Below are 16831 nucleotides of genomic sequence, written 5' to 3'. Positions count from 1 at the left end.
CGATCCCCCGGCAAAAGGGGGTTTCGGTGATCTGCAAAAAGTTGTATCGCTGAACCAAATCGATGTCATTCCCGCACCAACTTAAACAGTTTTTGTTTCAATCACAACACCGCAAGTCAGGCGGAGGACGATGGAAAAAAGGGCTAGAAAAGCAGGCATTTCGGGTAGATGGACTTTTGTCAGCGCCGCGTTTTTGTCACTGGGTTGGGGTGGGATTGCTCACGCCATGGACGATAATAGAAGTCAAATTATCGTAAATAATCAAGTAGCTGGTCAAAATCTCGGCAAACCCACCCTTGCGACGAATTTCGAGGAGCGTTGGTCTGCATCCGAGAAAGAGTTCGTCTTTGGCGCTAACGGCGTTGTGAAGCCAGCGACCGAAACGCAAGAGGACCTCCATAATCTTGGGGTATCGAATCAAATTGATGCACAAATAGGCCACGCATCATCGGCAAAAGATGACACCTTTGAGCATGGAGTTTCGCAAACTTCGACCGGACACTTAGAGCAAATTGATGCATACGAGCCGACCGAGGACGGCCAATCCGAGGCGCAAACCTGCGGTCCGTCTCCGCTGGGCACAGACGAAATCAAATCATTGGTTGTCCGGACGGCACGGAAATACAGGGTGGACGAGCGTTTTGCGACGGCGATCACCTGGGCGGAAAGTGGTTTTGACCAGAGCCGCAATTCGCCAAAGGGCGCGCGCGGGCCGATGCAACTCATGCCGGCGACGGCTGCACGCTTTGGCGTCGAGGACATCTGTGATCCTGCTCAGAATATCGAGGGCGGGGTGAGATACCTGCGGGCGCTCCTCGACGAGTTCCAAAACTCCCTCCTTGTTGCGGCCGCCTACAACAGCGGCGAACAGCGGATTTATCAGCACGGCGGTATCCCGCCGTTTAAGGAAACCGTCAGCTACGTCGCCAAGGTGGTCAACTACCAGATCGGCCTGCCGATGCCGTCGGCAAAAGGCAAGGCGAGAATAGCCGCTTCGCAAGCGGTCTCAGATGCGGGTGGCAGCGGCGATGCCGGCGTCATCGCCGTGAAGAAAACCGGCACGTTTGTCGGTGGCGTAATGCACTTCTAAAGGAGAGAGACATGCAGACGGGTGTACAGAGGGACAAATCCCGAGCGCTGAAGCTTGTGGCGATGTGCGGCATGGTAGCCGCCATTCAGGTTGTTGGCGCCGATATTGCTCTTGCGCAGGCAGGCGGCGGCGCCGGAGGCGCCTTTGCGCCACTTCAAACGGCCGTCCAGATGATCGTTGACTTCATCACCGGCCCGTTCGGTCGCCTGATGGCGATCATTGCTGTCATCGGCCTTGGGTTCCTCGCCTTTGCCGGACGTCTCTCGTGGTTCACAGCGGGTGCGGTTGTTATCGGTATTGGACTTGTGTTCGGAGCCCCGGCGATCGTCGACCAGATGATTTCATCCGTCGGCAGCAACTGAGCATGAGCGAGTTCTCCGACGAAAAACCGGCTCTTACTCCGTTGGTGATTGGGTTAACCCGATCTCCAACGCTTTGGGGCGTGCCATACATGGCGGTGGTGCTGATCGTCGGGGTCACCATTATCGGCTGGCTGGCGACGAACCACTTCCTCGCGCTGCTCATCGCGCCGGTCGCCTACATCGTTCTGTTCTCGCTTTGCACCTGGGACAACAAGATCCTCGACGTGCTGCAGGTGACGTCGCGCAAGACGCCCCGCACGCCCAACAAGCGTTTTTGGGGCACCAACTCGTACGGACCGTGACCATGCTGAAAGTGGTAAAAGAAGAGCTTGGATTCGGACGGGTCGCTAGCAACGAGCGGCCCATGTCGGCCCATATCCCCTACCTCAGACATGTCTCCGACACTGTGATCGGATTGGAAAACGGCCCACTCTTGAGCGTCGTCAAGCTGGATGGGCTGTTCTTCCAAACTGAGGACCAGGCTGAACTTAACATGCGATCCGTCGTGCAAAACACGATGATCCGCGCATTAGGCTCCAGCCGCTATTCCCTTTGGTCCACAGTGATCCGCCGCGAAGTCGAAACGGAGATCGGTGGCGCGTTCGACGAGCCATTCTGCGATCTTCTGAACAGACGCTACGTCGAGCAACTGCGTCACAAGCGCATGTTCACCAACGAAATCTATCTGACCATCGTGCAGTCTGGAATGCGGGGTGCTCTCGGCGTTGGCGACTCGCTAAAGAGGCTCCTCGACGTGGCCAGCAAAGACGCACGGGTCCAGCAAACCCGTGAAGATGTTTCCGAGCTTGAAGAGCTGATCGGCAACATCGTGCGCGACCTGCATAAGTACGGCGCCCGAGCGCTTGGAATTACCTATCGTTGCAGAAAGGACGACGAGGCGACGATCGAGGGGCATGAAACGAAGGAACAGGGCGAACCCTATTCCGAACCCTGCGAATTCATCAACACGATCCTCACCTGTGGTGTGCCGCGAAAGATGCGCCTGCCACGCATGGGCATCCGCAACTACGTTGGCACGTCGCGGCTGCATTTCAGCAAGCGGACAATGCAGGCTCAGGCGGCAGTCGATGAAGACACCCGTTTTGGCGCACTGTTATCGATTAAGGAGTATCCGCCCTTCACCGGGCCGGGAATGTTGGACGGGCTGCTGCAGGTGAACCACGAGTTCATTCTGACGCAGTCTTTCACCATCGCCGACAAGCCGATTGCGCAAGAGCGGATAAGTCGTCTGCAACGGCAAATCCGGGCATCGGACGAATCCGGCAGCGCGGTCGAACAGGACATCGACTATGCGCTCAATAGCCTGATGAACCAGGAAGCCGTGTTCGGCTTCCACCATCTTTCGCTGCTGTGCCTGTCCCGCGACCTCGCCGGCGTGAGCCGCACCGTGTCTGAACTCGGTGCGTGCCTGACTGACATGAACATCAATTGGCTTCGTGAGGACCTGAACCTCGAGGCGGGCTTTTGGGCGCAATTGCCCGGCAATCACAGCTACATTGCCCGCAAGGCCATGTTGTCGAGCGCGAACTTTTCCGGCCTCTCGTCGATGCACAATTTCGCAACGGGGCAGGCTGATCGCACCCATTGGGGACTACCGATCACGATCCTCGAAACGACGTCGCAAACGCCATACTGGTTCAACTTCCATCGCCGTGACATCGGCCACTTCCTTGTCACCGGGCCGACCGGCTCCGGTAAGACGGTCGCACTAACGTTCCTGCTCGCGCAGGCGATGCGCGTTTCACCGACACCAAAGGCCGTGTTCTTCGACAAGGATCGTGGTGCGGAGATCTTTGTAAGGGCGATTGGAGGCTCATATGAGGTATTGTCGCCAGGCACGCCGACCGGCTTCAACCCGCTGCAGCTCGAGAATACCGGCCCGAACCGCGAATTCCTGCTTCGGCTGCTGAAGGCAATGCTGCGCTCCGGAGATCGGAGCGAATTCAATCAGGAAGACGAGGACACGCTTGAACGGGCAATCGTCCGTTTGATGCAGGAGCCTGCCGCGGAGCGGAATCTGCCGAACCTGGCCGGGTTGCTGGTAGGTCGGTCGCGGGCGGATGCCAACGATCTTCATTCGCGCCTTCGGCCCTGGATCGACGGCGAAAAGGCGTGGCTCTTTAACGCCGCGCATGACGTCCTCTCCTTCTCGGGCCGGAGTGTGTTCGGCTTTGACATGACGAACATTCTCGGAAACGAGGACCTGCGCACACCGGCGCTGATGTATTTGTATCATCGGTTGGATGAGCTGCTGGACGGAAACCCCGTCATGTTCTTCATGGACGAAGGTTGGCAGCTTCTCATGGACGAGACCTTTTCGGCGTTCATCGTCGACAAGATGAAGACCATCCGCAAGCTCAACGGCATCGTTGGTTTCGGCACCCAGTCCGCGGCGGATATCGCCAAGGCAAAAGCCTCACACACGTTGATCGAACAGTCAGCAACCAACATCCACTTCCCGAACCCCCGCGCCGACGAAGAGAGCTACATCAAGCGTTTTGGCCTGACGGTGAAGGAATTCAGCTTCATCAAGAATACCCCACCCGAAAAGCGAACCTTCCTCATCAAACACGGCAATGACTCGGTCATTGCCCGGCTCGATCTCTCCACCATGCCCGATCTCGTGAAAGTGCTCTCGGGGCGCAAGGAGACGATCGAGGAATGCGCAGCGCTTCGGGAACGACATGGCGACGAGCCTGAAAACTGGCTGGCTGAATTCTGCGGATGGGAGAAAGCCGAATGAGGAAACGTCCTGCATTGTGGGTGATTTCTGCACTGTCCCTTGTCGAAATCGCACCCGCGCTCTCTCAGGTGCCCGTAATCGACGACAAGGTTCTCAAGACCGATACCACGCGCGACCACACGACGACTGAAATTGAGAAGACCGATAGGGATCGGTACGCGGTCAACAAAGGGATGACCTGCTCGATTTATCGGCCTGGGAGAGGCGGCGATCCAGCCTCGGCAGCGACCGCCAATCCGGAAATTACCGGACTGGTGAAGCGTGTCGCGCAGGAGGAAGGTGTCGATGAAAAGCTCTTCATGGCACTCGTCTACCAGGAAAGCCGCTTCAATCCTTGTGCGAAATCGCCCGTCGGTGCGATCGGGCTCTCTCAGCTGATGCCGGGCACGGCAAAAGACCTTGGAGTCGATCCCCACAACATTGAGGACAATCTCCGGGGTGGTGCGCGTTATCTAAAACAGCAACTTCGCCGCTTCAATGGCAACACCAATCTGGCGCTGGCTGCCTATAACGCCGGTCCCGGGAACGTCCAGAAGTATGGCGGGATCCCCCCTTTCAAGGAAACGCAAGGGTACGTCGCGAACATCACTCAAAAGTGGCTGCCGGCCTTCGGCGGTTCCGACGTCGCCAATATCCCGGTGAATTACGGCGGGGGCTCGACGGCTTTCACTGGCATGCGCAACTCCACGATTAATTCCATGGCGACTTCCCAGGCGATCGGTGAGAGCAGCGGAAACGTCGCGTCCTGGCTGCAACAGCTGGGCGGCATGTACAGCGGCACGGTCCAGGATAGTTGGGACCACAACTCCGGCGCCCGCAATGCCAACCTCGAAATGATGAATCAGGTCATTCGTCTTGGCACGACGATGGCAGATCTCATGAACTCTCGTAGCGCCGTCGATGTTGGCGGCCTGTCCGGATCGTCGCGCACAAGCGATTTCAGAACTGACGATGAAGATCGCGATGTGACTGCCCATTGCGACCCTCGGGCAGGACTTGAATGGAGTCCGACGGAGAAGGCTTGCGTCCAGAAGCGTGAACGTGAGGCCAACGTAAAACTGATGTTGAACGCTCAATGAGGAGAACTGCGATGAGACGTTTAATTGTGACGGTCTATTCGCTGGCCTTTGCATCCACAGCTCTCGCCCAAGTACCGGTCATCGACGGCGCCAATCTTAAGATTGCGCAGCAAACCTCGGCGACGACCGACAAGATTCTTGGCACGAACAAGGAAGTCTTGAAAACGGTTCAGGAAACCCTTCAGGCAGTGACCGGCGAACGCGGTAGTGACGCCAACCAGATGCAGAACCTTGCCATTGGCAATGGATTCAGCGTTTCCCAAATGCCGTCCTTCGACAGCCTTATGTCGGGCGGCGTGCCGAATTTCGGCAGCATGGGCGGTGACATTAGCAAGGTCGCTACGACCTTCATCAACGGCCTGCAACTCGTGAAAAATCTGTCCGGCCAGGCAGGTAGCCCGTTCTCAGGCGACAAGTCATACGAGGAAATGGTCAACACGGTCCTCGGTGTCGCTGCTCTCGTCACCGGCTCGCAAAAGGCCGTCCAAACCCGCCGCACGTCTTTCGAGCAAGCGGGTGCAACCATCGGTCAAGCCAAGGATATCAAGGGCTCGATCGACCAGAATACGCAGCTTCAGGTGCAAGCCGGCCTGACGGTCAACGAATTGATCGGCGTGATGAACGGCGCCGTGTCGTCCCTCCAGGCCGATAACCAGCGGCGCCTGACGGACATCTCCAATTCAAAGAAGGCACTCACCTACAGTGATCAGTAAGATCGTCCTGACAGCAAAGCCTCTCGTTCCGATTCTGATTGCGGCCGGCCTCGCCGGCTGCGGAACGGCGGCGAAGGAAAAGACCGCGCCCTGCAAGAGGCCTGCCAACCTGACGTCGTACGCGCCGGACCCCCGTCAGGAGTGCGGCCCGATGATGAGTGTCAACGGCGTGGCGGCGGAAGCTTTCGCGGCGATCGACGCGATGGCGAGTGAATGAGGACGGAGTCCCACCGATGAACGATTTCCTTGGCGCGCTGCTGGATCGGATCGAACAGACTGGCGCGAATTTCTCAGCAAGAGCATACGGGATCGTCGGCGACGAAATCGTGCCGCTGCTGACCATCATGTTCATCGCCTATGTGGGCTATTACGGGCTGCAACTCTTCATGGGGACCGCCCGTGTCAGCGTTAGCGAGATCATCGGGCGCCTGACCCGTATGTTGATCATCCTCGCGCTCGTGAGAGAGTGGGACTACTTCAACACGCTGTTCTACTCCTGGCTGAACGACACGCCGGAAGACGTCGGCCGGGCGATCCTGACTGCCACTGGCACCGGCATCACGGAACCGACAAACGGCCTGTCGATGATCTGGAGAACGGCCAACGAGGCCGCTTCCGCGTTTGCGGAACAGTCCGGTTATTTTTCGGTGCTGCCGTCGATGGTCGGCTTTCTGATCATGTTCGCCGTAGCGGTGTTCATCGCCGTGGCGTTGGCGATCCTACTGCTCGCAAAAGTGATGATGTGGGTCCTGATCGGGACCGCGCCGATTTTCATCGGCTGCATGTTGTTCGACCAGACAAGAGGCCTGGGCGTCGCATGGTTCCAACAAGTGCTGATGTACGCGTTGATCCCGCTATTCGTTTACGTCGTGGCCGCGTTCCTGATCGCAGCAATGGACCCGGAACTGACAAAGGTCAGCACCGCCGCGAATCAAAGGCGCCTTCAACTCAGCGACATCTCCGCGTTCCTATTGCTCTGCGCCGCTGGCGCGTTCGTCCTCTTCAACATTCAGGTTCTCGCCCAGGGCATTACCGGCGGCGTAGCGGCCGGCATTGGCAACGCTGCGCGTGCTTTCGGTCGGTTGACCGGTATTTCCGCGCCTATGTCCGCCCTGTCGGGAGGACAGGGGCTGGCGGGAGCCGTTGGCAGTGCAGGCATGCGGGCCAGGGCGCGGACCCACGAAGGCATGAGAGCCAACATTAGGAATGCCAGTGCTGAGGCGATGCAGAACCGCATCAGCAACAACAGCATGCCTCGCTGAGGGGCGAACGTAAGGGCTAGAACGAATGGCAGAAACGAATGAAACAGCTCTTCGGAGCTATTTTCAGGATGGCGATCGCTGGGAGCAGGAGATCGTGAAGAAGGCCAAGCGATCGCGGACGCTCGCGTGGATGGTCACGACGATTTTCGCAGCGATAACCCTGCTGTCATTGACAGCTTTGGTGATGCTCGTCCCGCTGAAGAGCTTCGAACCCTACATCGTCGAGGTCGACAAAAACACAGGCTACATGGAGGTCAAAACCGGTCTCACGCGCCCGGCGAGCCTCACCGACCAACAGGCCGTAACTCAGGCGTATGTCGTTCGCTACATTCGATCGCGTGAAGGCTACGACCCCTTCGCCATCGAGCAGAACTTCGGCATTGCCGCCCTGCTGTCGACTGGCGATGCAGCCCGCGAGCTGCAGGAGCTCTACAGCGCAGCAAATCCCAACAATCCGGCAAGGGTCCTGGGCAAGAACAAGAAGGTGACCGTTGATATCAAGTCCGTCACCTTCTCGAATGCGAGCACGGCCTTGGTCCGGTTTTCGACCACCGAAAAATCGGACACGGACACGATCGTCCGGCATTACATTTCCGTCGTCCGCTATCGCTATACGGATACGCCGGCGACCAATGAATGGCGCTTCGAGAACCCCTTGGGCTTCCAGGTCTACAACTATCGCCGCGACCAGGAGACGGTGACACAAGGGGGCGCTGAGTGATGAAACGCTTCCTGCTTTCGGCCGCGAGCGCGGTCGCGATGATGACTCACGTCTATGCGGCGCAAGCACCCCGTCCCGGCTCGCTCGATTCGCGTATAACCAGCGTAGTTTACCAGTCCAACAACGTCGTGAAGGTTTCCGCGACCTACGGCATTTCCACCATGATCATCTTTGACGAGGACGAAAAGTTCGAGACGATCTCGCTTGGCGACACCGACAGCTGGCAGGTGGCCCCGTCCGAGAAGGGCAACATCCTCTTCGTCAAGCCGATCGCGAAGAATGTCGCCACCAACATGAATGTTGTCACCAGCAAGAGGATCTACTTTCTCGAGCTCAACGACCATGCTCCGACCGACGGCAAGCAGGTGTTCGGGATCCGTTTCGTGTACCCCGAAAAAGACCTGAACGCATCGCTCCGCAAAGAAGCCGAGTACCGGGCGGCAAACCCGAACATGTCCAACATCGACAAGGCGAACGTCAACATCGACTACTCCTTTTCCGGTGACCCGGCGCTGAAGCCGACCATGATCTTTGACGACGGCAAGAAGACCTTCTTCAAGTTCGGCAGCCGCGTTCCGGCGATCTTTGCCGTCCAGACGGACTTTTCCGAGACGCTCCGAAATTTCCGCAAAGAGGGCGAATACATCGTCGTCGATGGCGTTGCGACGCAGTACACGCTGCGCGACGGCAACCAATGGACCTGCATCTTCAATCTTCGCAAGCCCGACTTCGGTGCTCCGGACCCTGACATTCTCGGGCCGGCCCATGACACAAAGGCGGCGAAACGTAGAAGGAGCGGCAACGAATGAAAATCAGCCCCGAACTTGAAGCCATGACAGCGGCCGACGAAACCGCCGTCAGCAATCGTCGTGTCGGTCGCAATCAATCCCTGGGCATGGCTGCCCTCATTGTGGGCGGAGCTGTCGCCGCCTACTTCGTCCTTGCCGCTGCCAACGAAAAGCCCCGTGACATCGCTGACAGCGACGAGGAGTTTCAAACCACGACGTTCCGGCCACCATCGTTTGTGCGGGACGAAGAAAAACCGCAGCCGCAGCCCGAGCCGGAAGTTATCAAGCTCCCTGAGCCTCCTGAGGCGGTCGAAGAAGCGCCCGTCGATACGACCGAGTTCAACGTTCCAGCCCCCCCTGAGGTCGTTGAACAAGCGGCTGAGATTGCACCTGTCGAGGAATTTCCCGAACGATATAAGTCCGGCCTGATCTCGCTTGATCAAAAAGGAAACGGGACCAGCAGCGGAAACTTGTCGGGCGAAGGGGATTCCGGACTGACTGTTGCCGGCGAGGACCGCAGCAGCAAGTACCTGGCCACGGCCGCGAGCCTTGCGGACCGAACCGCGAAGGCTCGGCAGATCGAGCGGATCGACGCGTTGATACCAGAAGGAACCTTGATTCCCGGAATTCTCGAAACCGCTATCAACAGCGATCTTCCCGGTCAGATTCGTGCGATCACGTCGCAGGACGTTTATTCGTTCGACGGCCGGCGCGTGTTGATCCCGACCGGAACCCGTCTCATCGGCGAATACCAGTCCGAGGTGACCCGCGGGCAGAAACGCATCTTTGTCATCTGGACGCGGCTTCTTCGTGACGACGGTGTCTCAGTGCGGCTCAACTCTATCGGTGCAGACAGCTTGGGTCGCTCCGGTTTAACCGGCCATGTCGACAACAAATGGCGTGAGCGGTTCGGCTCGGCGATCATGCTTTCGGTCGTCGGCGCCGGCGCCAGCTTCCTGACGGGATATGGAAGCGACCAGGCGTTCGGTGATGACGATAACGATGCACAGCGCGGCGAAGAGCTGGCCCGCGAAACGATCGCCGAGACCTTCTCCGACATGGCCAACCAGGTCTTGGGCGAAAACCTCCGCATTCCTCCCACCATCAGCGTCAGCCAAGGCGAGCGCGTCTTTGTCTATGTACGTCAGGACCTCGATTTCGGCGCCATGTACGATGATCCGGTCACCGAAGCGATGAAGGAGATACAGCGTGAACGTCGCGGCAGGTAACGCCAGTACCCTCAGGCGCGCTCCGCATTACTTCCTGGATCGCGCCCTCGAACCGATCCAGCATTTTCTTGATGACCCCAAGGTGGTGGAGATCGCGGTCAACAAACCGGGTCACGTCTACGTGGAACGGTTCGGCGCCGATCATATGGAGCATCATCGGATCGAAACGCTGACGGTCGATGAAATCCAGAACATCGGTGAGCGCGTTGCGGCGGCAACCAACCAGTTTATCAGCCGTGCCAAACCGATCCTCAGCGCCGCGCTCCCCTCTGGTGAGCGTATTCAGATTGTCTTGCCGCCGGCGGCGCCCGAAGGTGGCTCGATCTCGATCCGCAAGCAGGTGGTCAATAACTTCACGCTCGAGGAGTATCGCGACAACGGCTCACTCGAAAAGGTATCGGTGGCCGTTGGGGGTCTCAGCGACATTGACCGGGAGCTGATCGGGCATCTGCGCGCAAGTCGGATCTATGAATTCATCCATACCGCCATCACCAAGCGTGTCTCCATCCTGATTAGTGGCGGCACGTCCTCTGGTAAGACGACCTTCCTCAATGCCTGCCTGAAGAGCGTGAACCCGCATGAACGCATCATTACGCTCGAAGACACGCGTGAGCTGTTCCCCCCTCAAGCAAACGCGGTTCACATGATTGCGTCGAAGGGCGATCAGGGCACAGCGGATGTGACCATTCAAAACCTGCTCGAGTCATCGCTGCGCATGCGTCCGGACCGCCTGTTTGTCGGCGAAATTCGTGGTTCCGAAGCCTTCGCCTTTCTCCGCGCGATTAACACCGGCCATCCGGGCAGCATGTCCACGGTCCATGCGGATACGCCTATGGGCGCCTATGAGCAGCTCGCCATGATGATGCAGCAGGCCGGCATGTCGGCAGGTTTCTCCAAGCAGGATCTCATGTCGTACATCCAGATGGTGATCCCGATTGTTATCCAGCTCCGCCGGGAGGGCGGCAAGCGCGGCGTTTCTGAGATCTATTTTGCCCGGGATGAAACATGACCAAGGGGCTCCAGGCCTTCTATCTTCTCTTCTGCATCGGGATAGCGTTTGTTGTCTGGATGCTTGGCTACGGCCTGGGGCTTCAGCTCTTCTATAAAGACGGGCGGATTCTTGAAACGACCATCACCAGCAATCCTTTTGCTCCAATTCAACAGTTCTGGCTCTACCGGACGAGCCCTTCCCTGCAGAAGGTCGCGCTTGGCTCGATCGCGCCGGCACTGCTGGTCGCTGGTCTTGTCGCTTACATCGGTCTCAAGCCGGTCACCAATCCCCTTGGAGACGCTGCCTTTCAGGACATGGCCTCGCTTCGGCGAGGGAAATGGTTCCGCAAACAGGGCCATATCTTCGGCCGCATCGGGCGCAGCATTCTTCGCACCAAGGACGACCGGCATCACCTGATCATCGGCCCGACGCGCTCCGGCAAGGGCGCCGGATATGTGATCCCGAATGCGCTCATGCATGAAGGTTCGATGATCGTAACCGATCTCAAGGGCGAGGTGTTCAAGGCAACCGCGGGCTATCGGCGCCAGAGTGGAAGCCAGGTCTTCCTGTTCGCACCGGGCTCGGAAACAACCAATCGCTACAACCCGCTCGATTTCGTGCGCTCCGAGCGCGGAAATCGGACGACCGACATACAAAACATCGCCAGCATCCTGGTGCCCGAAAACTTGGCTTCGGAAAATTCCGTCTGGCAAGCGACCGCACAGCAAGTCCTTGCCGGCGTGATCAGCTACATCACCGAAAGCCCATTCTATAAGGACCGGCGAAATCTCGGCGAGGTCAACTCCTTCTTCAACAGCGGCGTCGATCTGCAGGCGCTTATGAAGTACATCAAGGAAAAAGAGCCCTACGTGTCGAAGTTCACCATCGAAAGCTTCAATTCCTACATCGCCCTATCTGAGCGGGCGGCCGCCTCAGCCCTGTTGGATATTCAGAAGGCCATGCGGCCTTTCAAGAATGAACGGATTGTCGCCGCCACCAATGTCACTGACATGGATTTGCGGGCGATGAAGCGCCGGCCTATCTCGATCTACCTGGCGCCCAACATCACCGACATCACGCTGCTGCGCCCCCTCCTGACCTTGTTCGTGCAGCAAGTGATGGACATCCTCACGCTCGAGCACGATCCCAAATCCCTCCCCGTGTACTTCCTGCTCGACGAGTTTCGGCAGTTGAAGCGGATGGACGAGATCATGACGAAGCTGCCCTACGTGGCCGGCTATAACATCAAGCTCGCCTTCATCATCCAGGACCTGAAGAACCTCGACGAGATTTACGGCGAGACCTCGAGGCATTCCCTGCTCGGCAATTGCGGCTATCAGCTCGTCCTCGGTGCCAACGACCAGGCCACCGCCGAATATGCGTCCCGGGCGCTTGGGAAGCGCACGATCCGCTACCAGTCAGAATCCCGAACGATCGAGTTGTTGGGTCTGCCACGTCGCACGAAGGTAGAGCAGATTCGGGAGCGCGACCTGATGATGCCGCAGGAAGTCCGGCAAATGCCGGAGAATAAGATGATCCTGCTCATTGAGGGACAAAGGCCGATTTTCGCAGAAAAGCTTCGGTTCTTCCAAACGCAGCCATTCAAATCAGCAGAGGCGTTCTCTCAAGCACACGTTCCGCAAGTGCCGGACGTCGAATATCTGCCCTCGAAAGCCGTTCCGGCCACGACCCCGGAATATGCGAGGGCTGGAGATCCTTCCGTCGAGGTGCTCTCGCCGAAGCCCGCGGAGGAAGAAAAACTGGAGGCGGCCGCCACCATCGAGCCGGTTGCCGCAAAGCTGGACGTTGCTCCAGTGGAGAACGCCGCTCCGACCGCCAAGCGAACCGTCAACAAAAACGCGCTGCGACCAAACCCAAAGTCGGCGCCTGCCAAGACGGGGGCTGCAGCGTCCGCAAGCCTTGCGGCCACGGAAGCCCGGATAAAGGCGATTGAGGACGGCCTGACACCAAAGGCCGCGCAGCTCAAGGCGACGGTCGAAATGAAGGTCGAAAAGCTCGGCGGTAAGTCACCGACTGCGCGCCGCAATTACATGGAAATCTTCAACACGACGATACCTGATCCCGTCGAGGTTGGAGTGTCAGCCGAATAGTGATCAGAGCTCTAAAATAGGGAAACCAATGGGGGAATGGCGGTGGCGAAATGGACCTTTTATCTCTTTACGCTTGCGGGAGAGAGCCGCGACAGCCTTGCGTGCCTACCGGGAGGTGGAGGCGCGCTTTCATGCGATTCAAGAAACCAAGGATGCACTGGACGCCGAGGAGCGGGTCATTTTGCATATATGGGCAGTGAACCTGTCAAAAGCTTCACTCAGTCCGGAAGATTGCGAAGCGTTCCAGCCCGCATATCGGTCGCTCGGAGAGCGGCGCCTAGAGCTATTCGAGCCCTGGCAGGTCGCTAACGCGGACTTGGTGTCTGCTCATGAAGACGCGCTGCGCCTGCTGCAGGAAATCGGTTCCGGTCTCCCCGAGACGCCTGATGTGTCACGTTGCGTACACACGGACGACATCGTAACAGAGAAAGGACAGTAATTTACGTTCTCACGGCGTGGCGCATTCCTTTAGCCGCGCATCCAATTGAGGTCATGATGCCCCATAAACTGCAGACCAAGACGCCAAATGCCATTGATGTTCACGTCGGCAGCCGTATCCGCTTGCAGCGGACGCTCAAGGGAATGAGCCAGACGACATTGGCCGAAGGGCTTGGCGTCACATTCCAGCAGGTTCAGAAATACGAAAAGGGCACTAACCGGGTCGGCTCGAGCCGGCTACAGGCCATCGCCAACATTCTCGCCGTCCCGGTGGCTTGGTTTTTCGAGGATGGACCCGTGAGCCCTCCGACTTCGCAAGGACCGGAGTCGGGAGCCGGCAGCGAAATCACGGAGTTCCTGAACTCTGTCGAGGGGCTGTCGCTCAATCGCGCCTTTGTGGCGATTCAGGATGACAAGGTCCGACGGAAGGTCGTTGACCTGGTTAAAACCCTGGCAAGAGAGGCTTCGGCGTAAGACCGGAATCTATTCGGGCAATCGAGGTATCACGACGGCGATCGTCTCGTAGTTTCCGAGCGGTTGCCGTCGACTGTCGAGCCATATTTGGGGCGGCTCGATCACCGGCCGATGGAACGAGGGTCGGCCTGCTTTGCTGAGCTGGATGAGTAAACCGGCACCTAAAGCGGCCAGAAGCTTCCCACGTATGCCGCTGTCTCACTTACCCAAGCTATCGTCTCACGATACCAAAACATGACCGCTTCATAGGCATACTGAACCGCGGCCAGAAAAATCACGAACAACACGATTACGCCCATCGCCTTACCGACACCTTCTTCGCCTTTCGCGTCATTGGTCTGGATGACGTATTGCTGCCGGTTTTCGTTCAACATTTTGCCTTAACGGTCCCGATCATCGCGGTCGCGTTCCTTCTGTTCAATCTGTTCCTGCTCAAGCTCCTCGAGGCGAGGGATATGCTGTTCGGCGGGATCTGTGCGTGTCGTCTCTCCGGTACGTTGTGCGGCTTCCCGATCCTTATTTAACCGATCTTGCAGTCGATTTGTAGCATCGACGGTGGAGCCGAGTTCGTGAACTTCCGGCGCATCGTTATCGATTGGCGTCCGGTCCGCATCCTCGGCACGCAAACCGCGCTCTTGCTCCACGGTAACATCCGCGGTCGAAGGCAGCACTGCCGTCGGTCGACCCGCCTGACCGATCGCTCGTTGTAGATCGGCATTATGCTCAGCCACTTCGCGAACGTAGCTGTTACCTTCGACAGCCAAATGAGCAGCTTTCTCAATCGCCTGATCAAGACCAGCCTGCATCGCCTCCTTGCGGTCGGCCGAAAATTCTCCGGCCTCGATCCGATCGAGACCTTGTCGGTAGTGATCAATGTCAAGCATGGCTTCGTTGCCAGTCTCGACAATAGTTTGGCCGTGTTTCGCGACTGCCGCATCCCATTCGGCATCGGCAGGACCACGCGGCACATGGCGCGGTTCTTCGACGCCCTGCTCCGCCAACGCCTCTTCGCGCTGCTCGTAAAGTTCCACCAGCTCACGCTTCTGATTGACAAAATCGCGGGCCAGGCCGGCGACTTCATCAAAGTCAGCCCGATCCTCTGGCGCAACGGAGCGCTCAAGCTTGAACAAGGCCGTCTCGACCTTTTTCTCGTAAACCTCAAATTCTGCTCGTGACGTTTCGCGCAATTGCTGACCCTCCAGAACCATCTCCTCCAATGTAACCAAATTGGTGCGGAACTTCGATCCAAAATCAGCATGAATTACGGTGGCTCTGGTTTCCGTCGGCGTCTCAGAAAGTCCAGAATGCAAGTATTCTCCATGCCTTATGGCATAAGCTACGATTTGACGATCCCCACTCACCCGGGCGATCGACTGCCATGAATCCTGCACCTTTATGATGTATTTCCGACTCCTATCGCTCTGAGGGACCGTCCGGCGGCCGCTGCGCTTTGCGTCATATCGTGCCTGTGCAGGCTCGCTCGTGCCGACATGCTCCGTGCGACCTTCCCGGCTTACCGGTCGAACCTGTGTGCGGGTGAACGCCGGTGGGCTGGCAAACTCGCGCCGATCGGTCATTTCCATCTCGATGCCATGATCGCGCGCCTTCTCGGCCATGACTGTTCGCCATTCCCGGAACACAGCCGGCGTCGTTTCAATGCGATCACCGGAATCTGATTTCATCGCGACGATCGCATGAGCATGAACATGCGGGCGCTTGCCCCCCTCCCTTTCTTCCTTTGGATCGCTCGACGGATCGTGCATGGCGAAAACATAGCGGTGTCCGGCAAATTGATGCGCCAGGAACTCGCGCGCCGCGCCTTCGAATGCCGCAACGTCAGTTCCGGCCCGCGCCGACATGATGACATGCATCACGTCGCGGCTCTTCCGGCTGTGCAACTCGCCGCGCCATTCCTTTTGTACCAGGTCACCCGCTGCCTTCTCGTCAGCGATTTGCTGACCGCGTTCGTCGCGGAGATCCTGATGCCGATCGACCAGGTCGCGCAGACGGCCGGCGCCGAACTCGACGCCATTGCCGTAGCCATGAAACGAGAACTTCGCTTCTGCGTCGCGAGCGGCCGCACTAACATCATATCGGCTCTGGATGATTGCTGCCGCCTTGGCGTCGCCTGTTAGCCGCTCCCCCTGCCCGCTCCTGAGCACTACAAGCCCTTGAACCGTCAGAGAGCCGTCGTCGTGTTTCTCCACGGCATAGGCATAACGGCGATCGCCAAAGCCACTCGATAACGCGCTTCGGACCAGCTCGTGCATTGCCGCGTCGGATGCGAAGGCCGAAGTCGCGATCTCAACTGTGAAACTTCCGATGTCTCGACTTTCTGCCCGGTTTTGAAAAAGGTGATCCCAATCTCCCCGGATCCGCGCCAGCTCCTCACGCCCTTCGAGGACCCTACCGTTCTCATTCTCCACCTTCAGCTCGCCACCGCGGGATACGTAATTCAGCATCGCACCGACGCGAGCGCCGCCGCCATAGGACGCCATTTTCACGACGGCCGGTTGGCTGCCCTTCGCAACTGCCGCCAACCTGACCTCCATCGGACGGCTCGCCGCTTCCGCCGGCGCAACTGCTGATCGAGGCCCGCTCCGCCCCTTCGCTGCGCCTCCTCGGGCGCCAGAACTGCCGCCCGCACTCCCACCGCCACCGGCGGCCCCATATTCCGCCATCTTCTTCAAGCGCTTGCGCATTTCATCCTCAGCCGAAGCACGACGCCCACCAGAGGACATTTCATGCAACAGCGCTGCGCGCCGCTGCTCCCACTCACTGGTGAAGGCGCCGAAGAAGATTTCCAAGC

The 16831-nt window shown here is 58.3% G+C and carries 17 protein-coding genes; 15 read left to right on the top strand and 2 right to left on the bottom strand.

The features are described 5' to 3' along the window. The first annotated feature begins 130 nt into the window (after window positions 1-130). The 15 genes from ACTJKM_RS27200 (at window position 131) to ACTJKM_RS27130 (ending at window position 14022) form a co-directional block, all read left to right on the top strand. Window positions 131-1090 carry a lytic transglycosylase domain-containing protein gene (locus tag ACTJKM_RS27200; RefSeq protein WP_440661348.1) on the top strand — a complete coding sequence of 320 codons (960 nt, stop codon included), beginning with the start codon at window positions 131-133 and terminating at the stop codon, window positions 1088-1090. 11 nt (window positions 1091-1101) lie between these two features. Continuing rightward, on the top strand, window positions 1102-1452 hold the full coding sequence (locus tag ACTJKM_RS27195; RefSeq protein ID WP_113399135.1) for a TrbC/VirB2 family protein: 351 nt from the start codon (window positions 1102-1104) through the stop codon (window positions 1450-1452). A 2-nt stretch (window positions 1453-1454) separates the two neighbouring features. Then, the gene (locus ACTJKM_RS27190) at window positions 1455-1754 is read left to right on the top strand and encodes a type IV secretion system protein VirB3 (RefSeq protein WP_113399136.1); all 300 of its coding nucleotides are present in this window, start codon (window positions 1455-1457) and stop codon (window positions 1752-1754) included. A 2-nt stretch (window positions 1755-1756) separates the two neighbouring features. Next, a complete protein-coding gene (locus ACTJKM_RS27185; protein ID WP_440661400.1) occupies window positions 1757-4216 on the top strand; it encodes a VirB4 family type IV secretion/conjugal transfer ATPase in 2460 nt (819 codons plus the stop codon). Then, window positions 4213-5295 carry a lytic transglycosylase domain-containing protein gene (locus ACTJKM_RS27180; RefSeq protein WP_440661345.1) on the top strand — a complete coding sequence of 361 codons (1083 nt, stop codon included), beginning with the start codon at window positions 4213-4215 and terminating at the stop codon, window positions 5293-5295. The genes ACTJKM_RS27185 and ACTJKM_RS27180 overlap by 4 nt, the downstream gene beginning before the upstream one ends. An 11-nt stretch (window positions 5296-5306) precedes the next feature. Then, window positions 5307-6008 (top strand): type IV secretion system protein, encoded by a 702-nt coding sequence (locus ACTJKM_RS27175; protein ID WP_440661399.1) that lies wholly within the window; start codon window positions 5307-5309, stop codon window positions 6006-6008. After that, the gene (locus ACTJKM_RS27170) at window positions 5998-6225 is read left to right on the top strand and encodes a hypothetical protein (RefSeq protein ID WP_440661343.1); all 228 of its coding nucleotides are present in this window, start codon (window positions 5998-6000) and stop codon (window positions 6223-6225) included. Before ACTJKM_RS27175 ends, ACTJKM_RS27170 begins: the two co-directional genes overlap by 11 nt. Before the next feature lie 16 nt (window positions 6226-6241). After that, a complete protein-coding gene (locus ACTJKM_RS27165) occupies window positions 6242-7270 on the top strand; it encodes a type IV secretion system protein (RefSeq protein ID WP_440661341.1) in 1029 nt (342 codons plus the stop codon). A 25-nt stretch (window positions 7271-7295) separates the two neighbouring features. Then, window positions 7296-7991, top strand: a complete 696-nt coding sequence (locus ACTJKM_RS27160; RefSeq protein ID WP_440661340.1) for a virB8 family protein — start codon at window positions 7296-7298, stop codon at window positions 7989-7991. Next, the gene (gene virB9 / locus ACTJKM_RS27155; protein ID WP_440661339.1) at window positions 7988-8800 is read left to right on the top strand and encodes a P-type conjugative transfer protein VirB9; all 813 of its coding nucleotides are present in this window, start codon (window positions 7988-7990) and stop codon (window positions 8798-8800) included. The genes ACTJKM_RS27160 and virB9 overlap by 4 nt, the downstream gene beginning before the upstream one ends. Beyond that, the gene (gene virB10, locus ACTJKM_RS27150; protein ID WP_440661338.1) at window positions 8797-10008 is read left to right on the top strand and encodes a type IV secretion system protein VirB10; all 1212 of its coding nucleotides are present in this window, start codon (window positions 8797-8799) and stop codon (window positions 10006-10008) included. The genes virB9 and virB10 overlap by 4 nt, the downstream gene beginning before the upstream one ends. Beyond that, on the top strand, window positions 9989-11017 hold the full coding sequence (virB11, locus tag ACTJKM_RS27145; RefSeq protein ID WP_440661336.1) for a P-type DNA transfer ATPase VirB11: 1029 nt from the start codon (window positions 9989-9991) through the stop codon (window positions 11015-11017). Before virB10 ends, virB11 begins: the two co-directional genes overlap by 20 nt. Next, entirely contained in the window at window positions 11014-13110 is a 2097-nt protein-coding gene (locus ACTJKM_RS27140; RefSeq protein ID WP_440661334.1) for a type IV secretory system conjugative DNA transfer family protein, read from the top strand. Before virB11 ends, ACTJKM_RS27140 begins: the two co-directional genes overlap by 4 nt. A 97-nt stretch (window positions 13111-13207) precedes the next feature. Continuing rightward, the gene (locus tag ACTJKM_RS27135) at window positions 13208-13549 is read left to right on the top strand and encodes a hypothetical protein (RefSeq protein ID WP_440661332.1); all 342 of its coding nucleotides are present in this window, start codon (window positions 13208-13210) and stop codon (window positions 13547-13549) included. A 56-nt stretch (window positions 13550-13605) separates the two neighbouring features. Continuing rightward, the gene (locus ACTJKM_RS27130) at window positions 13606-14022 is read left to right on the top strand and encodes a helix-turn-helix domain-containing protein (RefSeq protein WP_440661330.1); all 417 of its coding nucleotides are present in this window, start codon (window positions 13606-13608) and stop codon (window positions 14020-14022) included. A gap of 161 nt (window positions 14023-14183) precedes the next feature. Here ACTJKM_RS27130 and ACTJKM_RS27125 read toward each other — a convergent pair whose 3' ends face one another. Both ACTJKM_RS27125 and ACTJKM_RS27120 read right to left on the bottom strand, forming a co-directional pair. Further along, window positions 14184-14396 carry a hypothetical protein gene (locus ACTJKM_RS27125; protein WP_440661329.1) on the bottom strand — a complete coding sequence of 71 codons (213 nt, stop codon included), beginning with the start codon at window positions 14394-14396 and terminating at the stop codon, window positions 14184-14186. A 6-nt stretch (window positions 14397-14402) separates the two neighbouring features. Further along, window positions 14403-16829: a conjugal transfer protein TraA gene (locus ACTJKM_RS27120; protein ID WP_440661327.1), complete on the bottom strand. Its 2427-nt coding sequence runs from the start codon at window positions 16827-16829 to the stop codon at window positions 14403-14405. Between the last annotated feature and the right edge of the window lie 2 nt (window positions 16830-16831).

The organism is Ensifer sp. 22460 (genome assembly GCF_052044935.1).
Classification (GTDB): Bacteria; Pseudomonadota; Alphaproteobacteria; order Rhizobiales; family Rhizobiaceae; genus Ensifer.
The sequence above is the reverse complement of the archived record's forward strand: the minus strand, read 5'-3'. Positions and strand labels throughout refer to the sequence as shown.